Source organism: Pseudanabaena sp. CCNP1317 (assembly GCF_034931345.1).
Taxonomy (GTDB): domain Bacteria; phylum Cyanobacteriota; class Cyanobacteriia; order Pseudanabaenales; family Pseudanabaenaceae; genus Pseudanabaena; species Pseudanabaena galeata.
On the sequence record NZ_JAYGIF010000109.1, the window covers coordinates 1 to 23,133 of the forward strand.

General features: G+C 42.0%; 19 protein-coding genes. 9 read left to right on the forward strand and 10 right to left on the reverse strand.

Annotated elements, in window-relative coordinates:
• Nucleotides 1-144: 144 nt before the first annotated feature.
• The 4 genes from VB775_RS19990 (at nt 145) to VB775_RS20005 (ending at nt 3,141) form a co-directional block, all read left to right on the forward strand.
• Entirely contained in the window at nt 145-384 is a 240-nt protein-coding gene (locus VB775_RS19990; protein ID WP_281006696.1) for a thioredoxin family protein, read from the forward strand.
• An 11-nt stretch (nt 385-395) separates the two neighbouring features.
• Entirely contained in the window at nt 396-1,397 is a 1,002-nt protein-coding gene (locus tag VB775_RS19995; protein WP_281006695.1) for a permease, read from the forward strand.
• Between the two features lie 17 nt (nt 1,398-1,414).
• Nucleotides 1,415-2,575 carry an ACR3 family arsenite efflux transporter gene (arsB, locus tag VB775_RS20000; RefSeq protein ID WP_342593579.1) on the forward strand — a complete coding sequence of 387 codons (1,161 nt, stop codon included), beginning with the start codon at nt 1,415-1,417 and terminating at the stop codon, nt 2,573-2,575.
• Nucleotides 2,576-2,646: 71 nt separating this feature from the next.
• Complete coding sequence (locus VB775_RS20005) at nt 2,647-3,141, forward strand: HNH endonuclease (RefSeq protein WP_281006694.1); 495 nt, start codon at nt 2,647-2,649, stop codon at nt 3,139-3,141.
• A gap of 407 nt (nt 3,142-3,548) precedes the next feature.
• Here VB775_RS20005 and VB775_RS20010 read toward each other — a convergent pair whose 3' ends face one another.
• A complete protein-coding gene (locus VB775_RS20010; protein ID WP_281006693.1) occupies nt 3,549-5,783 on the reverse strand; it encodes a PhoX family protein in 2,235 nt (744 codons plus the stop codon).
• Nucleotides 5,784-5,979: 196 nt separating this feature from the next.
• Between VB775_RS20010 and VB775_RS20015 the strand changes: the two genes are divergently transcribed.
• The gene (locus VB775_RS20015) at nt 5,980-7,071 is read left to right on the forward strand and encodes a L,D-transpeptidase family protein (RefSeq protein WP_281006692.1); all 1,092 of its coding nucleotides are present in this window, start codon (nt 5,980-5,982) and stop codon (nt 7,069-7,071) included.
• Between the two features lie 105 nt (nt 7,072-7,176).
• Here the strand turns inward: VB775_RS20015 and VB775_RS20020 are convergent, their stop codons facing one another.
• Both VB775_RS20020 and VB775_RS20025 read right to left on the reverse strand, forming a co-directional pair.
• A complete protein-coding gene (locus VB775_RS20020; RefSeq protein WP_281006691.1) occupies nt 7,177-7,959 on the reverse strand; it encodes an MBL fold metallo-hydrolase in 783 nt (260 codons plus the stop codon).
• A 65-nt stretch (nt 7,960-8,024) separates the two neighbouring features.
• Nucleotides 8,025-8,624, reverse strand: a complete 600-nt coding sequence (locus VB775_RS20025) for an anthranilate synthase component II (protein ID WP_281006690.1) — start codon at nt 8,622-8,624, stop codon at nt 8,025-8,027.
• 232 nt (nt 8,625-8,856) lie between these two features.
• Here VB775_RS20025 and VB775_RS20030 point away from each other — a divergent pair, with 232 nt between their 5' ends.
• Both VB775_RS20030 and VB775_RS20035 read left to right on the forward strand, forming a co-directional pair.
• The gene (locus tag VB775_RS20030) at nt 8,857-9,768 is read left to right on the forward strand and encodes a tetratricopeptide repeat protein (RefSeq protein WP_281006689.1); all 912 of its coding nucleotides are present in this window, start codon (nt 8,857-8,859) and stop codon (nt 9,766-9,768) included.
• A gap of 21 nt (nt 9,769-9,789) precedes the next feature.
• Nucleotides 9,790-12,063 (forward strand): hypothetical protein, encoded by a 2,274-nt coding sequence (locus tag VB775_RS20035; protein WP_281006688.1) that lies wholly within the window; start codon nt 9,790-9,792, stop codon nt 12,061-12,063.
• Between the two features lie 480 nt (nt 12,064-12,543).
• Here the strand turns inward: VB775_RS20035 and VB775_RS20040 are convergent, their stop codons facing one another.
• The 3 genes from VB775_RS20040 to VB775_RS20050 are packed head-to-tail and all read right to left on the reverse strand — an operon-like array spanning nt 12,544 to nt 14,986.
• Entirely contained in the window at nt 12,544-13,740 is a 1,197-nt protein-coding gene (locus VB775_RS20040) for a WD40 repeat domain-containing protein (protein WP_281006686.1), read from the reverse strand.
• Between the two features lie 19 nt (nt 13,741-13,759).
• A complete protein-coding gene (locus VB775_RS20045; protein ID WP_281006685.1) occupies nt 13,760-14,053 on the reverse strand; it encodes a hypothetical protein in 294 nt (97 codons plus the stop codon).
• A 60-nt stretch (nt 14,054-14,113) separates the two neighbouring features.
• Nucleotides 14,114-14,986 (reverse strand): 6-carboxytetrahydropterin synthase, encoded by an 873-nt coding sequence (locus VB775_RS20050; protein ID WP_281006684.1) that lies wholly within the window; start codon nt 14,984-14,986, stop codon nt 14,114-14,116.
• Nucleotides 14,987-15,229: 243 nt separating this feature from the next.
• Between VB775_RS20050 and VB775_RS20055 the strand changes: the two genes are divergently transcribed.
• The gene (locus VB775_RS20055) at nt 15,230-15,892 is read left to right on the forward strand and encodes a Uma2 family endonuclease (protein ID WP_281006683.1); all 663 of its coding nucleotides are present in this window, start codon (nt 15,230-15,232) and stop codon (nt 15,890-15,892) included.
• Nucleotides 15,893-15,924: 32 nt separating this feature from the next.
• Here VB775_RS20055 and VB775_RS20060 read toward each other — a convergent pair whose 3' ends face one another.
• Nucleotides 15,925-16,239: a type II toxin-antitoxin system RelE/ParE family toxin gene (locus VB775_RS20060; RefSeq protein WP_281006682.1), complete on the reverse strand. Its 315-nt coding sequence runs from the start codon at nt 16,237-16,239 to the stop codon at nt 15,925-15,927.
• Between the two features lie 6 nt (nt 16,240-16,245).
• Nucleotides 16,246-16,503, reverse strand: coding sequence for a ribbon-helix-helix domain-containing protein (locus VB775_RS20065; RefSeq protein WP_281006681.1), 258 nt, complete (start codon nt 16,501-16,503; stop codon nt 16,246-16,248).
• Nucleotides 16,504-16,632: 129 nt separating this feature from the next.
• Here VB775_RS20065 and VB775_RS20070 point away from each other — a divergent pair, with 129 nt between their 5' ends.
• Nucleotides 16,633-18,705, forward strand: coding sequence for a pentapeptide repeat-containing protein (locus VB775_RS20070; RefSeq protein WP_281006680.1), 2,073 nt, complete (start codon nt 16,633-16,635; stop codon nt 18,703-18,705).
• 505 nt (nt 18,706-19,210) lie between these two features.
• Here the strand turns inward: VB775_RS20070 and VB775_RS20075 are convergent.
• Together VB775_RS20075 and VB775_RS20080 are read right to left on the reverse strand one after the other, a co-directional pair.
• Nucleotides 19,211-19,648, reverse strand: a complete 438-nt coding sequence (locus tag VB775_RS20075; RefSeq protein WP_281006679.1) for a response regulator — start codon at nt 19,646-19,648, stop codon at nt 19,211-19,213.
• A 659-nt stretch (nt 19,649-20,307) separates the two neighbouring features.
• The gene (locus VB775_RS20080; RefSeq protein ID WP_281006678.1) at nt 20,308-23,034 is read right to left on the reverse strand and encodes a PAS domain-containing protein; all 2,727 of its coding nucleotides are present in this window, start codon (nt 23,032-23,034) and stop codon (nt 20,308-20,310) included.
• Nucleotides 23,035-23,133: the final 99 nt, after the last annotated feature.

Here is a 23,133-nt window from a genome sequence, read left to right on the forward strand (position 1 = left end):
GTAGTTTTTTCTTCTCGTCTTCTGAAAATTCGATTGTAATCATGAATTAATTTTGGCGGCAGTATTAAATTCTTTAGCCGATTATCCCATTTTCTCAAAGCTCAAGTTCTGACCGTCTAAAGTATATATAATTAGGAGTAAGTAATGGATACGGTCAAAATTGAAATTTTGGGTACGGGTTGTAAGAAATGCCAACAGCTAGAGAAAAATGCAAAACAAGCAGTGACAAACCTGAATCTTACGGCAGAAGTTTTGCATATTACCGATCCTGTGGAGATTTCCATGCGCGGTGTAATGACAACTCCCGCGATCGCCGTTAATGGCAAAGTTGTCGGCAAAGGTTTAATCAGTGTCGAACAGATCCAACCGCTATTACAAAATTAGAGGGGGAAATCATGTTCGATCCCTTCTATCCCTTTGATTGGTTAGCCACGCAGATTGTATCGGGATTAATGGGAATATCGGTAAAATCCCCCCTTGGTTCCAGCTTGCATTTTTTCTTCTATGATGTGCCGAAAGTATTGACCTTGCTGGCGGTGATTAGCTTTGTGATTGGCACTCTCCAAAGCTTTATGTCTCCTGAAAAGGTGCGCCACTTCCTTGAGGGCAAACGCACATTTGCAGGAAATATAATGGCGGCGATGTTGGGAGCAATTACACCTTTCTGCTCCTGTTCGGCAGTACCGCTATTTATTGGATTTTTGCGGGCGGGTGTCCCGCTTGGGGTCACCTTCTCCTATTTGATTTCCGCGCCGATGGTGGATGCAGTTGCCATTTTCTTGTTGTGGAGTCTATTTGGACTACAAGCAACTTTAATCTATGTTGGGTTTGGTGTTAGCTTGGCAATTTTGGCAGGTTTTATCATTGGCAACTTCAAGCTAGAAAAGTGGGTGGAGCCATCAATTATAAAAATGCAACAGCTTTGCCAAACAGGTGAGGTTGAAACAGAAGACGAATCCTTTAGCCCTGTAATTTCATGGAAAGAGAGAATTTCCGAAGCACAATTTCAGACCACAGAAATCTTAAAATCAGTATGGCTTTATGTGGTGATTGGGATTGCGATCGGTGCTGGCATTCATGGCTACGCGCCAACGGAGCTAATCACTCAGTGGGCGGGGCGCGATAATCCTTTTGCAGTCCTAATCGCAACCTTGATTGGTGTGCCACTCTATACCAATGTTGCGGGTGTACTTCCCATTGCTGAGGCTTTGGTAAATAAAGGAATGCCTTTGGGAACGGTGCTATCCTTCACGATGGCAGTAACAGCGCTATCTTTGCCTCAGATGATCATTCTCAAAAGGGTATTATTGCCACAACTTCTATTTATATTCATAGGGCTGACCACTGTGGGAATTATTACAGTGGGTTACATTTTTAATACGCTGCTACTCTACTAAATTTCATCAGGTAAACGATTATAAATACACATAATTTCCATCAACAACAATCGTCTGTTGGCTCAGGACTGAGCTTTTTTGAAAAGTACCTGACCGTTTGGGTCGCCCTTTGCATTGTGATCGGCATCGCGATCGGTCGGATCTTTCCTGATGTCACTAAATCCCTAGATGCGATGAGCATTTATGAAGTGTCAGTACCAATCGCCATTTGTCTATTCTTCATGATGTATCCGATCATGGTGAAAATTGACTTTACCCAAGCTAAAAACGCTCTTCGCACCCCCAAGCCTGTCATCCTTACCCTCGTAGTCAATTGGCTCATCAAACCCTTCACAATGGTTGCCTTTGCCACCTTCTTTTTGGGAACCATATTTCGCCCCTTGATCGCAGGTACAGAAATCCTACGAGGAGCCGAAGTTGCCCTTGCTGATTCCTACATTGCAGGTGCAATTTTATTGGGAATTGCCCCCTGCACAGCAATGGTGATGATGTGGGGATATCTGTCCTATGGTAATCAGGTTTTGACTCTGATCATGGTGGCGGTTAACTCCTTAACGATGTTATTGCTCTATGCTCCCCTTGGTAATTGGCTATTACGCGCCAGTGATTTTATTGTGCCTTGGCAGACGATGGTTCTCTCAGTTTTAATTTATGTGGCGCTACCTCTATTTGCTGGCATTTATAGCCGCTACTGGGTGATTAAAAGCAAAGGCAAGAAATGGTTTGAGCAGAAATTTTTGAAGGCGCTATCTCCCGTTGCCACGATCGCTTTACTGACCACTCTGATTATTCTCTTTGCTTTCAAGGGAGAAGTAATTGTTAAAAATCCTCTGCATATTCTCCTGATCGCCGTGCCGCTATTTATCCAAACCATCTTTATTTTTACGATCAGCTATGTTGCGGCTCTAAAATTGGGTATGGACTATGAAGACTCGGCTCCTGCGGCAATGATCGGCGCTAGTAATCACTTTGAAGTGGCGATCGCCACAGCAGTTGTTCTATTTGGCTTAAACTCAGGGGCGGCTCTAGCTACAGTGGTAGGAGTATTGATCGAAGTACCTGTAATGTTGATGCTGGTGGAATTCTGCAAGCGCACTGCTTTCTGGTTCCCGCGCCATCCTGATAAAGCCTTATTACATGATCCCCGATGTCCATCAATTTCTACAAGTCCTGAGTAATCAGCTAGATAATTATCTAGCTGATTTTTGGCTACCTGTGGTAGCATCTCTTGTAAGTTCTCTTGATGGTAATGGCAAAAGTCCTTGTACTAAATGCATCCTATGAACCGCTGAACATTACAAATTGGCAGCGAGCTATTGTGTTGGTTATAAAAGGCAAGGCTGAGCAAGTAGAACATAATGGCAAGATGATTTATCCTGGGATGCCATTACCCACGGTGATCCGAATGCTGCAATATATCAGCATTCCCTACAAAGAAATTCCGCTTACCCGTCGTAATATTCTCCACCGTGATGCTCATTCCTGTCAGTACTGTGGACATACAGGTGATGATTTGACGCTCGATCACGTTTTGCCGCGATCGCGTGGTGGTGGTGATAGTTGGGACAATATTATTACCGCTTGTGTCCGTTGTAATGTCAAAAAAGGCAATCGTACCCCTAAGGAAGCTTCGATGCCACTACGCAAGCAGCCACGTCGTCCCCACAGTGGTTTGCATTTCGAGGTGACGAAATATCTGCGATCGGGAAATCATGACGAATGGCAAAAATATATTATTAGCTGATGTTACATGGAACGCTGAGAATAGGGCTTGGAGACCAAGCCCTACAACCAATATGGAGGGATTTGGTCTCCAAAGCCTCTTTTAAGATGACATAGAAACAGTATGGCGATCTTTATTCTACGTAACATCAGTTATTAACTTAGTCCAATATCAAAACAAATAAACTCAATAATCGAGTGGTGGCGCGAAGCGCCACCACTCGATTATTGAGTTTATTTGTTTTAACGTGAGTTCAATATAGCCATTTGCGGCGTGCTTCGCACGCCGCAAATGGCGAAAAATGGTAAGAATCGCTTAGCGATTCTTACCATTTTTCGCTTTCGTCGAACTGACGTTAACAACACAAAATGGCTACGCCATTTTGTGTTGTGTATTAAGGGTTCGCTTATGCGAACCCTTAATACACATTAGATCGAGCTATTGCTAATTTTGCGAATGGCAACTACTGCTGGTTTTGGTGAATCATTAGGCTTGAGGGAGGGCCAGTTGGAGCCGATGGGAACTTTACGAGTTTGCATAAACTCTTTGCCATCTGTGGTTCGCATCGCAAATTGACGAGATTCAAATGCCATATCTTTGCGAGTGCCTCTAATTTCCCCAGGGTGCTGCACTGCTAAGAATAACGTCTGCTGATCGCTAGAGAAAAATGGTCCTGTGGTTTCACATTCCATTGGACCGAATCCAAATAGAAAAGCCTTCCCAATATCAGCTCCAGATGTTGGTAAAAACCAGATAGAACTGTTACCGTAAAGTCCGCGCAAGTCTGATTGACTAACACATTTCCCAGACTTGTCTTTGCGACTAGGAATCGCGAGGTTATACTTGTCAGTTGATATGTCGGTAACCATCCAGAGATGGCCACTGCGATCAATCGCTAAGTTATCGGGATTTGCAAAACCTAGACCTCCCTCCGTAGGTTCGCCACCTGTAGCAATCATAGACCATTGGAAGTTCATCGCATTGGGTTGATTTTCCTGCTCGTTTAAACGCATGATCCAGCCATATTCGTAAGCTTTGCCATCAGCACCTTTAAAGATTCTCAAATCTGGACTACCATCGCTATTACTAGCAGCACCTGATGTAAAAGTAATAAATAAAGAACCATCGGTGGCTACTTTAGTGTCTTCAGGACGTGCGGCACAGGTTGCGCCAATAGCATTAGCCGCATAGTGAGCATCGATTAAAATTGCGCCTTGCTTTTCGCGATCGCTACCTACATACAAATCACCCAAGGTTTTGAACTTGGACTTAAATTCCGAAATCTCCTCTTCTTTAGTTGCTCGGAAAATGCCACCTGCGGGTCTTTGGGGAAGAGGCAACATTTTCCCAGCAAGGACATCTAATCTATGTGGATTGATTGGGGTAGAAGGTTCTAAAGCTATCCAGCTACCCGTACCATCCGCATTAAACTTAGCCGCGTAGAGCATTCCTGATTCCAAAAGTTGAGAATTCCTCTTGTCTTTAGGATCGTTAACAAGCCCTTTGCTAACAAATTTATAAAGGTGTCCTCCACGGCGATCGCAACCCGAATAAAATACCAGTGGCTTGTCAGCTTCGGCGCGAATGCCTACCGCTTCATGGCGATAGCGACCTAGCCAAGTGTGCTTTGTGCCATAATCCTCAGGATTAGCAGGGTCAATTTCTACCATCCAGCCGTATTTGTTACCTGCTAAGCCAAACACATTGGCAACACCATTGAGATCACCACTGTCTTTAATGAATTTCTTCTTGCTCGGATCGAGGGAAGTTCCATCAGGCATTACTGGTTCTGGTACAAAATCTTGAAAATTCTCTTCGGCGCTAAATACAGTTCCCCAAGGGGTTGTACCACCCGCACAATTGTTAAATGTGCCGATAATGAGATCACCGATTTTATCGGTGTAGCCTAAACCCTTCTCTTTGCGAAAAATTATGGTAGCGGGACCAGTTGTCTTGAGATAGCGACCATCATCTAAACCTGAGATGCCAGTAATGCGGCGATCGGCTTTGGAATTTGTTCGCACCCATTTACCTTCAGAGGTTCGACGTACAGAAATTATACCAATTCCCAAATCAATCAGTGCTTCTTTGGAGATCAACTCAATTTTGGCTTTGAGAGGATCATTTGCGGCTAAAGACCATGCATCGATATCCTTAGTACCGAGAGCTTTAAGGGCTGAGTCAACTTCATCGAATGGTAAATTTTTGCCAATAACCTTTGCGTAGGACTGCTCCCAAGGAATACTACTAATATATTCAAAATTGACAGTTAGATATCCTTCATTCGCGCTTGTTTCAATAAGAGATAAATAGTCATTGTTATAGCCAAAACGCGAGTCACCCACTGGGTCGCCCCATGCGGCAATGACATCATAGACAAATCCTTCAGGTAAAACTAGATCGTCAGCTACTTCAAAAGTTCTATAAAATTGACTCTGTTTTGACGGTGCAATCGCATCAGTTATCAATGGCATTGGTCCTTTAATCGGTTTAAAGTTTAACTGTGAAGAAGATGTTGCGGCTAGCGCTTCACTGTTTCCTTCAGCTCCCATAAAAGGCATAGAAAATTTGGAGACTGAGCAATCGCGAGATCCTACGTCCAATAACATTGCTCCGCCAATTCCACCGATAAAAGTTAGGAAATCTCTGCGTTTAATGGTCATGTTTTTGATAACTTTCTAAAGTTAATTTCGTGAGGATTGACGATAGCTCTAACTTTAGCGTGAGGAGTTTAAGGCAAGGTAAACCTATGGATATCGTTACTCTGTTACCCTATATATGAGCTTCGAGGAATATGCTAAACTGCATAGCTACTTTGGATAATTCAGTCAAATCTAAGCGCAATAGTAATTGGAAATTATGGGGATGCGATCGCAAAATCTTTTATCTTCTTTTGTGCGCGTCATTATCGCTGCCAATATATTTACTTTTATTTCACTCAGTGGGAATCCTCAAAATGATCTTACTTGGGCAAAAAATCTAGACACTAAAAGTAATTCATCTAATCCCAAGCGCTTTTTATTCATCGATTTACAAAATCATTGGTCACGATTGTTTGTTGAAGGGTTATTGTCACAGACAGCTTTAAAAGATGCTTTAGTGAATTCTGATACAAATAGCCAATTTCAGCCCAATCGCTCTATTACCCGTGCTGAACTTGCCAACTTATTAGAGATTGCCTTTGCTAATCGCAATGTTCCCAAGATTACAACGCGCTTAAATGAGCCTGCCACCAAAGCCGAGGTCTTAGTGGCGATCGCCCGTGAACTCAACCTCAATAGCAAAGCTCACAAAACACCGCAAACATATTTGCTATCAATGTATCGTGATGCTTTAAAAGTCCCTGACTATGCTATCCCTGCGATCGCTACACTTACTCAACGAGGTTTAGTCACTAACTATCCCGATCCAAGGATTCTTGCGCCTACTAATGCGATTACTAAGAGTGAACTAGCCGTCTTGCTTTATCAAGCTCTTGCTTATCAAAAGAAATTGCCAGCACTAAGCTCTCTCTATACAATTAATCCCAATCGACAACTGTGGGATCGGGAACTGATGCAGGTGACACGCCTTGAAGTTAGCATCAGCAAGCGCAAGGTTACTGCCTTTCACGGGGAAATACCTTTGAAGACCTATCCTGTAGCAGTGGGGAAAGAAGGCTGGAGTACCCCAATCGGCAATCATCGGGTTTTACAAACGATTGAGTATCCTGCTTGGCAAAATCCCTTTACAGGTGCTGTAATTCCGAGTAGAGATCCTAACAATCCTCTAGGCGATCGCTGGATTGGCTTTTGGACAAATGGTAAAGAGTGGTCTGGTTTTCATGGCACTCCTAACCGAGCCTCAGTGGGGCAAGCGGCTTCCCATGGTTGTATCCGTATGTATAACGAAGATGTCCGAGAACTGTTTAGCCAAGTAACCGTAGGAACTATCGTGAGAGTATCGCCATAAACAAGGAGGCTTGCTTAGCAAGTCTCCTTGTTTTATGGCAATAAAAGCCTGATAAATGAACTCACCGCTGCGCGGTGAGTTCATTTATCAGGCTTAGTTAGCTGTTTATGATTTGAGAATGCGCACTACCGTAGTTTGCGGCAGGCTATTAGCATTCAGCTCTAGCGTTGAGCCTTCGAGTTTACGCACTGTGTCGGGGGGCATAAGGGCGAGGAAATCATCTACGGATGCCAATTGACAAGAATTACTAGATTTGTCAGTACGGTAATAAGTGGGGATGACAATGCGGGGATTAAGTTCTTGGACGATCGCCCTTGCTTCGGCTGGGGAATAAGCTTTTAGTTGCATTGGATCAGTGCCTTGAGGATTACCGCCAATGGGCAAGATCAAAACATCGGGACGACCCATCAAAATTCTTTGAGAAGCTGTGATTGGTGCGGCGGCTCCACCTAAATGCAAGATAAAAATACCCGATTGTTTCCAGCGCCATGCCACATTCCGACCAAATCTACGACCACCGATGCGATCATGATCCATCGTAATGCCTTGAAGATTAATCCCCTTCAGATTGTAAGAACCTGGCTCAGACAAAACTCGTGTATCCTTGGGAAGATTTTCTAAATATCCTTCATCTAATAATCGTGAGCTAATTAAAATATAGTCAGATTTTGCCGTAGGAGAGGTTAATTTGGCTGTACAACCAGCAGGACGGAAAGGATGTGTTAAAAAACGGACATTATCCCCTGAGATTAAAAAAGATAAATGTCCCAACCACTGAAGTCTTAGGGTTGAATTAGTCTGCGAGTTGGCTGCGTCAGCGATGATTCCTGCGGTAAATGCTGAGATTAGTCCACCTTGGGCGAGTCGAAGAATTTGTCTGCGGCGCATGTTGTTTAGTTAATTGAGTATTTTTTGGGTTGCGTGAGGAATGCCCCACCACGATACTTTAGGTATTAGACTGTGACGCTCAATCCTTTGAGGAAGTTTCTCAGCAAGTCTTTACCTGCCTCAGTCAAGATACTTTCGGGGTGGAATTGTACACCTTGAACGTGAGGATATTGCTTGTGTCGGACTCCCATGATTATGTCATCTTCAGTCCATGCTGTAACTTCAAGTATATCTGGGCAATTGTGGCGATCAATCACCAGACTATGATATCGAGTTGCGGTAAATGGGTTGGCTAGTCCTGCCAAAATACCGACTCCCGTATGATAGATTTGTGAGGTCTTGCCATGCATTAAGTAAGGCGCGGAGACAACTTTGCCGCCATACATCAAACCCATACTCTGATGTCCGAGACATACGCCTAAGATCGGAGTGGTTGCGTCCATTTCCCGAATAATATCTAGAGATACGCCCGCTTCTTCGGGACGACCGGGACCTGGTGAAATTACGACTCCTGCGGGGCGAAGTTGCTTGACTTCTTCGATGCTTATTTCGTCATTTCGCTTAACTATAATTTCCCCTAATGTGGGGAATTCAGGCAATAATTCCCCAAGGTACTGTACAAGGTTATAGGTAAAGCTGTCGTAATTGTCGATAACGAGAATCATGTTTACAGGACTTGTATTTGTGAAGCTTACTTACAGCAATTACCGATCGAACAATCCCCAAGAAATTTTTTAAAAGGGTTGCAAAGCAATTATTTCAAAAAATTTCTTGGTTTGGGTTGGAACTCAAATCGCTGTATAAAGCTTAGGGCTGAGTAGCGATCGCTAATTTATTACTCAAATTTAGCTTTCTCAATTTAACATTCTTTATCAAGAATTCAGACCAGAAAAGATTATGAAACCAGTTTTGGGAGTTGTCGCGTCGGTCTTAATCGTTGGGGTGTGTGCAGATGTGGCGATCGCCCAACTGCGTGAAACTCCAGCCAAAAAAGTACAGTTTCAGCAACAGGTTGTTGTCCCACCTAACGAAACTGCCGATCAGCTTTTGGAGCGTGGTAATGCCTATGTGCGTTTGGGGAATTTAGAAGGGGCGGTGGTAATTTTTCGGGCGGCGATCAAGAAAAATCCTGAGCTTACTGCTGCACATTACAACCTCGGTCTAGCCTATGTGCAGGGAGGCAAGCTCAAAGAGGCTATTTATTCTTTTCAACGGGCTACCAGACTCGATCCGAAGTTTGCGATCGCTTACAGTAATTTAGGTGCGGCGCAATTGCAGTCGGGTGATCCGACCCAAGCAATTCCCAATTTACAAAGAGCAGTTCGTCTTGATCCAAAACTCTCAGTAGCTTATTACAATCTCGGTCTAGCCTTTAAAGAAAAAAAAGACATTAATAATGCGATCTCCAATCTCAATCAAGCTCTCAAGCTAAATCCTCAAGCGCCTGAAACGATCTATAACTTAGGGCTATTAATTCAAGCTCAGGGTGATCTCCAAAAGGCGATCACCTACTATGCCAAGGCGCTACAACTAAATCCTGAATATGCAGAGGCTTATTACAATTTGGGGGCAGCTTTATTAATTCAAGGTCAGACTGAAAAGGCGATCGGGCAACTGCGTAATGCTTTGCAATTCCGTAAAAACTATGCGGAGGCTTTTTATACGCTTGGGGTGGCGCAGGTAAGGGCTGGACAGAAGCAAGAGGCGATTCAATCTTTTATTCAGGCGCAAGCATTTTTTAATCAGCAAAAAAACATTACATGGGCGCAACAAAGCGATCGCCAGATTCAACGGTTACGCAGTAACTAAATAAATTAGGTAGGTTAAAAAATGATTAACGAATCAGAAATCAAACAAAAGATTTGGAAAAAGCTTGACAAGCTAAGAGCAACAAGTAATTTCGTAATGGGTGATGGCAAAATGCTAGAACTCATCGCAGCCACGAAGGGAATGGAAACCCTTGATAGTATTTTAGATGATGAAAAATCTATTCAACTTTTGTCACGCGACAACGAAAGTTTTGTCCCGCCACTTTACGTTTTTAATTTCATCAACGAAATTGCAAAATCTGTTAACCCTAAGTCACACCTAGATCCTTGGATTACCCCTTCATCGCCTTGCAACTTTTTTGATTTTGGACAGACAATAGCTTATTGCTTAAACGAACCAATAATTGAAATCATCAATACATTTTCCCCAAATAACAAAACTAAAATTCATTTAGGTGATATTTCAAAAGAGCTACAATATGTCGGAGCAAAATTTGATTTGGTTACTTCCTTTACGCCATTTTGTGTAAGACGAAAAGAAAGGATAGAGATTGATGGAGTTTCACTACCTACCGATCTTGGCTTTGCCACAATAATGCAATCATCATTACTTTTAAATGAAACAGGAAAGGGGGTTTTTCTGACATCTCCGTCCTTTCTATTTGTTGACAAAAACAAAGAAATTTTAAGCAAGCTTGGGTTGTTTGTAGATGCAGTTTTTGCCACCCCAAATGGAATATTTCGCCCGCGTGCTGGCGTTAATGCAATTATCATTGTTCTCACTAAGCAATTAAGAGAAAATACTTTTGTTGCGGAGATATCAAGTGAAGAAAAACTTAATAAAGCTATATTTGACAACTACATACATTGCAAAAAAGGCAAAGAAATTCAACTGGGATGTTTTGTTGACATAAAAAAATTTAGTTCAGTTCAAGATTTAATTTTAGAAGATGAGATACAAAGATTATCTGAGCGCATTGGAAATCCAGTAGTTGATTTAGGTGAAATAATACTGTCTATTAACAAACTAGATAAGAAACAAAAGAATCAATTTGAATATCTACCGAATTCAATTTATTTGTCAAACTTTAAAAGCCATATAGTTGCTAATCCATCAGAAATAGATGTGGAGTCAGATTCTGGATATCAAATTCAGCTTGATGAATCAAAAGCAAATTCTATTTATGTTGCAAACTATTTGAATAGTTATACTGGTCAAAAACTAAGACAGCGTACTGTAGTTAAGGAAATCTTAAACTCTTATCAAGTACTTAATTGTCCTTTGTACTTGCCAAATATAGAAATGCAATCTGAAATAGGTGAGATCAACAAAAAAATTGACAAATTTTCTTCTCATTTAGAAGAATTAAAACAATCTCTATGGAAACACCCCAAAAATTATAAGTCAATCTCTAAAGAAATCAAAAATATTAATACAGAAGACAAGCTTGAAGATTGGATTGAAACCTTACCTTTTCCGCTTTCTTCCATTTTATGGCGTTACCACGCTACAAAAGACAATGGAAGAAAAGTTGAACATCTTTTTCATTTTTTTGAAGCATTATCAGAATTTTTCTCGATGATCATGTTGAGTGCATTAGTCAAAAACCAAGATTTCTATACTCAAGAATGTCATAAATGGATCAATAAAGACGAAAAATTCAAGGACTGGTATCTGAAAGCAACATTTGGTAGTTGGAATAATCTAACTTCAAGCCTTGCAAAGGAGACAAGAACGTATCTTAACGCAGATAAAAATACACAAGACTTTTGTAAACAAATTTATGGAAATCCAGATTCAGCTTTTCTAAATATGCTTACTAGCAAAGACATAGGACGTATTCTTAATGATGTTTGTCAATATCGCAATCGTTGGAAGGGGCATGGAGGAATTGCTGGTGAAGAAGAAATTAAGAACAGAGTTGCTGATCTTGAACAAAATTTAAATGAGTTGAGAAAATATATTGCAGATGGCTTTGAAGACGCAAAAGTTATTTCGGCTAAACAAGGTGAGTTTGAAGAAGGTGTTTTTACTTTCACCGTCAAAGAACTTGTTGGGGCTAAATCGCCATTTAGGGAGGTTGAAATCAGGTCACTGATTGCTCTTGACAAGAAAAAACTGTACTTGGTTCATTCAAGCCAAACCCAGCCTGTTGAGTTACTACCATTCATAAAATTCTTTGAAGATCCTGACGCAGTGTATTTTTATACAAGCATTGAAAGTAAAAATGTTCGTTGGGTGTCATACCACTTTGAAAAGAAACCTGAGCGACACGAACCAGCAGAGAGCGATTTATTTAAGGCGTTTGAGTTCTTGAAAGGCAACATCAGTTAATCGATCGCTAAAATCTCAACTATTGATGGCACTTGAGAAACTACAAGAAAAATGAGTTTGACCAATTAATTTTGTGACTAAACTCATGAACAAAAAATCGAAACCAAAGCTATCGATTAAACATATCTTTGATGTTGCCCAAACAGGCTGGGAAATCCGCTACGTTTCAGAACGTTTTAAAATTCAAGTATTTCCTCAACATAGCCAAACAAAAAAAATTTGTTCTGTTGAGTCTGTCCAATCGTCTAAGCCCATTATTCCAACGCACGATACAACTCCAATTGAAATAATCCTGCTCTGGTTTGTGTTAACTTCGCCTTTGGTACGTCTAACCCTGTATATCTTTGGACGAAAGCGCTCATAAATTCCGATCTGAATCTGAATTATCTAACTACTTACATTGTGTAAGTAGTTAGATAACAGACAACTTAACACTTGCCTACTTAACATATGCAATTCATACCTTGCCTAAAGATTATGTTAAGGGACGCTCCATACATGAATATTGCAGTCTTCGCCGCCACTGACTAGAGTTTGTCCATCTTGACTAAGGGCGATCGCATTGATCAGGTTGATATGTCCATTAAGGGCTTGAATTTGTTCACCTGTTTCTAAATTCCACACGCGGATTTCTTTATAACTGGCACTAATCAAGGTTTTACCATCACGACTAATAACCAGCGACTTCACCCAGCCCCAATGCCCTTCTAAGGTGCGAATCGCTTTACCTGTTTGCAAATCCCAGACTTTGATACGAGTGTCGAGACTACCACTGACAAGGGTGCGTCCATCGGGACTGATCGCAAATGATAGAACTCGCGCTGAGTGTCCGATAAATTCCCAACGTTGCTTGCCCGAAATTAAATCCCATACCCGAATCGTTGTGTCCCAACTGCAACTGGCGATCGCCTTACCATCAGGACTCAGAGCAACGGAATCCACCAAACTGGTGTGACCTCTGAGGGTACGAATTTCTGTGCCTGTTCTGATATCCCAAAGTTTAATCGTGGTGTCTTGACTGCCTGTAACTAACGTTTTGCCATCGGGCGTAATTGCTACTGAATTGACATAGCCGATATGTCCTGTCAATGTCAGCAGTTCCTTTCCCGATCGCGCATCCCAAAGTTTGATCGTTTTATCACGACTACCACTGACTAGTATGCGACCATTCGCACTGAGGGCAATGGACGTAACAATATGATTGTGTCCGCGAATTGTGCCAATCTGTCGATGTTGAGTTCGATCTTTTCCTAAGTCCCAAACCTTGATCGTGAAGTCTGCACCAGCACTATATAAAATCCTGCCATTAGCCGATAAAGCAAGTGTAGCGATCGCCTCGGCATGACCTTGCAAAGTATCAACAATATCAAATAGATGATATTGACTATAGTTAGCTAAAGCTTGACGAATATGCGATTCAGGTCTGCGCCAGAGTAATAATAGAGCCGTGCGCTGTACTTTGAGCGATTCATCTTCTAGACCCCGTAAAATCAATTCCAAACCCGTTGCGCCATAGTTGAGGGCTTCTCTCAAAGCGGCAATTCTTGGCGCGATCGCAGGGCTACTTAATCTGCGTTTTACCCCTTCCAAACCGCCTAACACAACAGCACCGAGCGGCGGTGGTACTTGACCGCCGAGAACTGCATCCTGTGCGGTTGGCTTCAGCTTCGTAATCATTCCCTTACTGGATGCTTACCTATAATTCTGTAAAGGTGACAGCACAGGTGTTTGTACCTTCGCCCATGCCTTTGTGATAAAAGGTCAATTTGTAATTAGGAAATTTTTTCGATTTCTGCACCATGTCAGATGCGACGAGTAACAAATGGCGATCGCTAGCTGACAAATGCAACAATCCGCGCTTAATTTCATTTTTGATACCATCTTCGAGGGTATTAGTTAGCCTTGTGATTACCTTATCTAACTCAAGGCGATCGATAACGATTTCTTCTTCTGGCTCACTTTTAATTGCCGAAACATTTACGTCAGACATGATGAAATATTTTTTAACTGGTTCTTTGGGGATGAGCGATGCTTGACATCGCTCATTTGATTAGGCAGCCTTAGCCAAAGCTTCTTCCAATGAATGCTCAATGTTTGAGAGTTGATATTCGCCGTAAACTTCACAGGAGTTATTAGGGCTTTCAATCAACTTAATACTGTGCAACTTTGCGCCGATGTCGCGAATTGGCTGAGTCAAAACTTTTTGAATATAGACTGCAATATTTTCAGCTGTTGGCACAACTTCCGCAAAGTAAGGAATATCTTTATTCAGGAATGTGTGATCCATTGGATCAAGTACATACTGATCTAAAGCTTTTTGAAACTCACTTAGATCGGCAATCATGCCAGTGCGTGGGTCGATTTCGCCAGAAATGGAGACATCCAAATGGTAATTATGCCCATGACCATTCACACGAGCGCATTTGCCATAAATTTCTGTGTTTTCTTCGAGAGAGAGGGTATCTAGAGCGAGGCGATGAGCCGCAGAAAAGTGAGTGCTAATTGTTAAATTTGCTTGCATGTCATTACCTTGATAATCAGCCCAGAGTTCAGGATGTTCGTATAAGCGGATATTTACCAGTGGTAGGTGCGGCGCTAAACGCTGCCAGATCACACGGGCAATATTTTCAGTGGTAGGGAGAGTCTGCTGAAACTCTTCCCATGCTTGGTTAAGATAGGAAAAATTTAATTGAGTCGTAACTTCACGGGCGATCGTGTGTTTGACATCTGAGAGGTTAAGTACCATGCCAGTGTTGTCAATTTCGCCTTGCATCCCAACATACAAAACGTAGTTATGACCGTGGGGTGGAAAGTTTGTACATAAGCCAAATTTGGCTTGATTTTCCTCGTCTGGAATTTCGGGTAGCCAGTAACGATGACTAGCAGAAAATTCGGCTCGGCGATTAATTACACATTTAGCCATCAGGAATAAGCCACTAAAGACAAGGCTTGAAGAATTGTAAATTTATATTAATACGTTAGCATTTTCAGCGATCGCATCGTGACTAAGTATATTTACGGCGTTGATCGGAGATCTCTATAATTAGCTAGGAGGCAGCGCAGAGAGCTACCTCCTAGCTATATTTGCGGCGATCGCTATAATTAAAAAATATCTTTAAAAGTCCCCTGCTGTTAGTGCGATCGCATTGTTTGAGTTACCACTAAGATGAACGACGCGATTATTGAGACCGTTGCCGTTTTACGCAATTATTTAGCAGAAAATTTTTCTGAGCGATCGCCTGTTGTCCTTGCAGATCAATTTTTATATTACGCGCAGGGTTTTTCCAGATTGCGAGTTGCGCCTGATGTGATGGTGATTTTTGATATTCCGCAACAGCCCTATGACAATTACAAAATTTGGGAAACAGGCAAAATACCCAGCATAATTTTTGAGATGACTTCAGAAAGTACTCAAGCTCACGACCAATTGAAAAAGCGGGAGCTTTATGAAAGTATTGGGGTTTTAGAATATTGGCTTTTCGATCCTAAAGGTGAATGGATTCCCGAAAAATTACGCGGCTATCGTCGTCAAGCTAATCTGCCAAAAAAGGAAGAAGATTCACTGGTTTATGAGGCGATCGCTGATGGCTTAAGTCAAGTTTTAGGATTGCGCCTCGAAATTGAAGGCTCTCTGATTAATTTCTATCGCCAAGATAATGGTGAAAAGCTCTTAATCCCCAGTGAGCTATTTGCAGCTTTGCAAACACAAACTCAACGGGTCGCTGATGCCCAGCAACGAGCAGAATCTGCGGAAGAACGAGCAAGACTTGCTGAATTAGAGGCGCAAAAATTGCGCGATCGCCTAGCATCATTAGGCATTGAGGTCTAATATCTGATAGCAAGTAGCTAAGTAGCTACTTGCTATTCGGTAAGTATAGATTCGAGATCTTGAGCGCCATGTAGAACCCGAAGGATTTCAACAGTTTCAGGAGATTGAATCAGATAAAAAATGATGTATTTTGTAAACCCTTTAATTTGGTACTGGCGAACTTGAGTTAGTTGTGGATGGCTGAAGTTACTAAGTCTGCCGATCGCTGGGAACTGACCAATAACATTAAATGTGGCTTCCGCAGAGTAGAGAAATTGATCGCTTGCATCAAGATTTTCCAGACTAATATTGGTTGCATGGGCAATTAAGTCCTGAATTACGATCGGGCGTTTGCTGATGTTAGCCATTGGTTATTAGCTATTTTGAGTGCGATCATTGTAATTGTTGCGGACTGATTGACGGATTTCATTCCAATCGTCGTTCGTCATGGGGGTTGGCGCTCCTGAAGCGATACCTTCGAGAATGAGTGGTTCAAGGTATTGTTTGCGTGATCGATCTTGCTGAATTAAGGATTGAATGTAGTCATTGGCGTTGGTGTAATATCCTGATGCTATTTGCTCTTGCAGATACAGAGTCAAGGCTTCGGTTAGGGTGACTGTTAGGGTTGTCATCGTTAGTCTGATGTAACTATATTTTTCGAGTATAAGTCATTTGTCTAGTGCGCTACGGGTTGTAAATTTGGCAGAAAATTTTGAAGAGTCATCGTAAAATTAATCCAAATTTCTGGAAGTTTTAAGGCTATGACCTCTAAGGCGAAAAACTATGCTGGTCAAAATTTGCGAGGGCGATCGTTTAAGGGAGAAAATCTCTCAGGTTCAGACTTTAGCGGCGCGGATCTTAGGGGTGCAGATTTCACTGATGCGATTTTGAGAGGGGCAAATTTCACGAACGTTGAAACGGGGGTAACAAAATGCTGGTTAACATTACAGGTAATTACTGAATTTATAATGTCCATCATTTCGGGGCTTTTCGCTACTTATGCGGGAAACTGGGTATCCAATTTCTATAATCCCTTCACTGAAATATCTAGAAGCATTTTTAGCATATCAATCATAGTCTTTGTTATCACTATGATGTTTTTTGCCATTATTCAGCAAGGCTTTACTACAAAAGCCTTTAGCACTGTAGTTGTGACTGTAGCTTTGACTTTATTTTTAGTCGGGACTATAAATGGGTTTTCAGCCAATCTGATGGTGACATCCATGGGTGTATTTTTGGTTGGGGCTATTGGTATATCAGGGGCTGTGGTCATGGCTGGAGTTGCAACTGTAACCATGACTATGACCGTAGCAATGGGTTGGACTTTGGATGAGGCTATAACTGTTATTTTGGGTTGGTTTTTAGCTTTATTGTTCGCAGTCAATAGTATTGGGGGTATTAATCTAATTTGGAACTGGACTTTTGTTTTGATTTTGGTACTAATAAGCATTTATGCCGCATCGCGTGCATTAAGAGGGGATACTAAATTTGACCTAGTAATGAAGTTTGTTGCAGCAGCTACATCAGTTGGTGGGACAGGTTTTCGCGGTGCAGATTTAACGGATGCCCACTTTATAGAAGCAAATTTGAAAAGCAGTGACTTTCGCAATTCTCGCAAGCAGACTACAAATTTAACTCGTACTCTTTGGCAGCAAGCTAAAAAATTAGAGAGATCGCGTTTAGGTACATCAATTTTAGCAAACCCCGAAGTACGCGAATTATTAGTTACAGGCAAACCCAACCAAAGCAAATCCTACGAAGGCTTAAACTTGCGCGGTGCAAACCTTGACGAAGTTTATTTAGAAAAAGTCAACTTCAAACGCGCCATCCTCAGCGAAGCAAGTTTCCGTAATGCAAATCTCGAATGGGTAAACCTTACCGAAACTCAAGCCATTGGGACAGATTTCACAGGCGCACAAATGACAGGTGTTTGTCTAGAAGGTTGGAGCTATGACCACACCACCAAACTAGATGATGTCGATTGTCGCTTTGTCTTCGAGCTAGAGCATCCCAACGCCAAGGGCAGTCGAGAACGCCGCCCCCACGATCCTGACAAAGAATTTGCAGCAGGTGACTTTACCAAACGCTACAGCGAAACTCTCAACGTCGTGCAACTACTCATCCGCAACGGTATCAACCGCGAAGCCTTCATCGCCGCATGGGAAAAACTTACAAAAAAATATCCAGACATAAATCCTGACGACATCCAAGTGATCAAGAAAAAAGGTCAAGATGTTGAATTAACGGTTGCCGTTCCAGAAGATACGGATAAAGGTCAAGTTGAACGCAGTTTTGATAGTGGTTACGAAACCAAACTAAAGGAAATTGAAGCAAAACATCAATCTCAGTTATTAGAGGAGAAAGATCGCACTATTGAGACTATGAAAGATATGTACTTTGCTTTAGCTGAGTCAAAGAAAGGTGATGTTACAGTAATTACAACCACAGAGGCGAAAGCAATGACAGATCAAAGTCCCGTCACTTTTACAGCAAGAGATATCACTAATAGCGTAGTTAATCTCGGCAAAATCAAAGGCAATGTCACTAATGCAATTAATCAAATACCATTTCAAAATACTGGTGAGAGTCCTGATATCAAGACTCTCTTAACTCAACTGCAAGAAGCAATTAGCGCAGAAAAAGAGCTTACTGATGAAGACAAAGCCGATGCACTAGAAAAGGTGGAAGAACTTGCCCAAATTGCCCTGAGCGACAAACCCGAAGAAAAATCAACCCTTGCTAGTAAAGCAATTAGAGCCTTAAAGCGCATTATTGACACTATTCCCACTATTACCAAAATCGTTGAAACCATCAGCAAAGTTTTCGGTTCATAGACAATCCTAAAGATCCCCGACTTTTTCTTTGTTAGCACGGATAACTTTTGCGTGTCATAAAAAAAGTCGGGGATCTGGGAATCCATAGGTTACTTTTGCTGATCGCCTCGCGTAGAGCGATCGCGCTATTATTAACGAGAGTTCAAGCAACGATGGAAAAACATTATGGACTTATTTTTTAGCTTTGTAATTGGTGCGGGTGTATTTTTTTACATTGGTAGTTCCTCATTCAAAATAGTTAACCAAGGTGAAGAAGCAATGGTAAGAATCGCTTAGTGATTTTTACCATTTTTCGCCATTTGCGGCGTGCGAATCACGCCGTAAATGGCTATATCGAACTCACGTTTGCTTAGGACATAAACCCAAAAAGATGAGAGGCGGCGCTTCGCGCCGCCTCTCATCTTTTTGGGTTTGATTTGTCATAGCTATCTCTTGCGTTGATATATAGCAATTATCAGCAATTCCCATTATAAAAATCGTTCTCATTATGAACATTGCTGAAAAATTATTGATCAACTGGCGGTATCTGATTTAGCATCATCCAGTAAAATCCTACTTTTTGTGACATTTCTACAAACTGTTGAAAATCTAAAGGTTTGACAATATAACTGTTAACACCTAGGTCGTAACAAGCTTTTAAATCTCGGTTCTCGCCTGATGAGGTCATGACTACAACCACAATATTACGGGTACGCGGAGATTGACGAATCATTTCTAAAACTTGAATACCATTGATTTTCGGCAGTTTTAGGTCTAAAAGCACTAGCCTAGGCAATGGCTGAGTAGGTGGTTGCCCATCGCGCCCAAATAGATAATGGATCGCCTGTTCCCCATCTGAGACTACATTTATTTGATTGACAAAGTTATAGCTGTCTAAAGCAATTTGGATTAATTCAACATCATTAGGATCATCTTCAACAAGCAGAATTTGGGTGGGTTCCATATATTTAGACCATAAGAATTACTAGAACTATTGCGTTTTGCAGGTTTGGGCGTACTCATTTGTATGGCTGTCACCATTCTTGGACGAGTGGCGGTGCGAAGCACCGCCACTCGCTTCTTTGGTTTTGATTTGTCCTCATGTAAGTGACTATAGCTATAAAACAAAAAACAATAAGAAACCATTTAAGAATTTTAGTTTTAGCCCCCCCCTAGCCCCCCCATTCTGGCTACCGTGTACACACAACTACAGAAATTTGCTAATCTCATCAATTACCCCACCCTAACCCTCCCCTTGCAAAGGGGAGGGAACAAGATTTCTAGTTTCCCCCCTTTGCAAGGAGGAATTAAAGGGGGTATTGAGACTTGTGTGTACACGGAAGCCAATTCTGGGGGGACTTAGGGGGCTAGACACCTAGAGTTTTAAACGAGATTTTAAGTAGCATGTGATTCTTAAATGAACGTCAGTTCGACGAAAGCGAAAAATGGTAAGAATCGCTAAGCGATTCTTACCATTTTTCGCCATTTGCGGCGTGCGAAGCACGCCGCAAATGGCTATATCGAACTCACGTTAAATGAGGTCTTAGAGTAAGGATTTTGGATTTTCATTTTGTCGTAGGTAAAATGAAAATTCCTATATGTGGCGCGTTGCGCCGCATAGTTCTAGAGTTTTATAAAAAAGGTGGCTCCTTGATCAGGATATCCTTCAGCCCAAATTGAGCCGCCATGACGTTGAACAATCCGTTGCACGATCGCTAAGCCAATACCCGTACCTTCAAACTCTCTTTCATTATGCAATCTTTGAAAAGCTCCAAAGAGTTTATCCGCATATTCCATTTGAAAGCCCACACCATTATCTTTAATTCTAATGGTTTGATCTGGCAAGCTATCAATTTGGATAAGAGGTTGAGGTTGGTTACGGCTAAATTTTAGGGCATTGCTAATCAGGTTGTGGAAAACTTGTTGTAGAAGTGTAGGATCGCCAACAGTAGTCGGTAAGTCACCGATCGCAAATTTGGCTAACGGATTGTGGTGAGGATCAGTACAAAGGATCTCGATCGCTTCATCAACTAGGGTGCGGATGGAGATCTCAGTTGCCTCTAGAGGTCTCCGTCCATAACGAGAGAGTGTAAGTAGTCCATCGATCAGATGAGCCATCTTTTGGCTACTGCTCTCAATCACTTGGAGATAGTGGGCTACTTTAGGATCGTTCAGAGCTTCATGGGTTTTCAGGCGTTGTTGTAGAGCATTAACAAATCCATGCATATGACGCAATGGCGCTCGGAGATCATGGGAGACAGAATAACTAAAGGATTCTAATTCGCGATTGGTATTAGCTAATTGGTTAGCTGTTTGGATGATTTTGGCTTCGGAAAGCTTTTGAGCGGTAACATCCATAGCCGTACCAATAATGCGAGTCAGTTGACCTGAACTGTCATAAATCATTTCACCCCTAGCCAGCACATAGATCAATGAGCCATTGGGTTGAATGATCCGATGCTCAAGATCGTAGGATTGTTGCAATTGCACCGCAGTTTGGACAGTATTGTCAAAATGTTCCCAATCATCGGGGTGAATATACCGTTGCAGTTGATCGTAGCTTGGGGGATGAGGACTAGGCTCAATTCCATAAATACGAAAAACTTCATCAGACCATGTGATTTTCCCTGTATTAATCTCATATTCCCAACTGCCTAGTTTGCCAATTCGTTGAGCAGTTTTGAGGTGAGTATCACTTTTGATTAATTGCTCTTCGGCTAACTTTTGCGCCGTAATATCTAAGTTAATGCCAATCAAGCGTTGAGGTTCACCTTGATCGTTACGCTGCACCAAAGCAAAGGCTTTGAGATAGCGAAGGTTGCCATCGGGCAGGACAATCCGAAATTCGGGTTCATAGTCTTGTTCACCATTTAGAGCTTTTTGTACAGCCGCTTCGGTCAATGGGCGATCGCTAGGATGTACTCGACTTGCCCAAGCTAAATAGGCATCGGCAGCTTGATCAGGATTAACTCCATAAAGTTCATAGGTGCGCTCATCCCAAAAGAGACTATTGTTCACAATATCCCATTCCCAAATACCGATCGCGGCTGACTTTAGGGCTAGGGTCAAGCGATCAGTCACATTTTGAAGTTGTTGCTCGATTATTTGCCGATCGGTCACATCACGCACAATTACCAATAGCTCATCTTCACAGTAGGGCGCGATCCGCACCTCTTCATATACAGTTTTGCCAAACTTAGTTAGTTGCTGATCGTAGATTTGGACTTCCCTTGTTGCGATCGCCTTCTCATACAGTTGCAGTTGAGCCGCTAGGGTTTCTGGAGATAAAACTTCAGAAATGTGATGCTTAATAGGTACATATTTCGACTTGTCATCGGTCGATGGCATGATGCACTGCACACAAGTTCCATCAGGCTTGAGCAGTAGTAAGAGGTCGGGTAGCGCATGGATAATTGCCAGTTTACGCGCTTCACTTTCGCGCAAATCCGCCGTGCGTTGCTCAATCCGCATTTCCAACTCTTCGTTTAGTTGTTTGAGGGCTAGTTCTGATAATTTGAGAGTTGTGATATCTCGTCCTACGGATTGAATCTCAACTAGTTCTCCTTGGGCGTTAAAAATCCCTTGATTAATCCATTGTGTCCAACCAATTTGGTTATTAGCACGGCGATCGCGATTTATCGCAATAAAGCTAGATTGGGCGGGACAGAGAGTTGACAAACCATACAAAACATTTTGCAAGTCATCGGGATCTGCAAAATCAATCCATCTTTTACCAATCAAATCCTCTAGATGACCTCCCAGCATCCGACATAAAGCTTCATTGGCAAAGGTAATCGTAGTATCCGCAAGCGATCGCAAAATTAGATCACTTTGTTGTTCTACGATCTGGCGATAGTTGCTCTCACTTTGGAAGATTACCCCTTCTACATAGAGTTTTTTATTAGTTTGCTGAAGATTATTGGTGAGATCTTGGATTGCGTAATCCGAGTTTTGGCGATCGCCCATGGCGCTAATTTCCTGAGCGATCGCATCTAAGCGAATGGGCAATCCTGAAGCATCTTTAAATATTTTTAAACGCGCCGAAAGATAACGCACCTCTCCATTAAGCGGCTGAATACGATAGGTAAGTTGGGATGATCCTGTTTGTTGGGCTTGGGCGATCGCCTGTTGCATTTTCGGCTGATCATCAATGGCAATCAGATCCAGCCATAGATAGCCATTGTCCAGCAAATCATTACAGGAGCATTGATAAATTTTGGCAGCCGCAGCATTAAAATATAGCGCCGTGAGATTGGGCAAAGCCAACGACCAGATGAGATCATCAAAGCTATCCATGATCTCAGCCAGTAAGTTATCAGGACGATCTATGAATTCTTGGGCTTGACGCATCAGGCTAGCCCTCCACTAGAAAGTTTTAAAAAAACTATCTAAAATACTTGGTTTGACTCAAGATTTTACTATAAAAGCTATAGCGCACGCGCAGCGTGC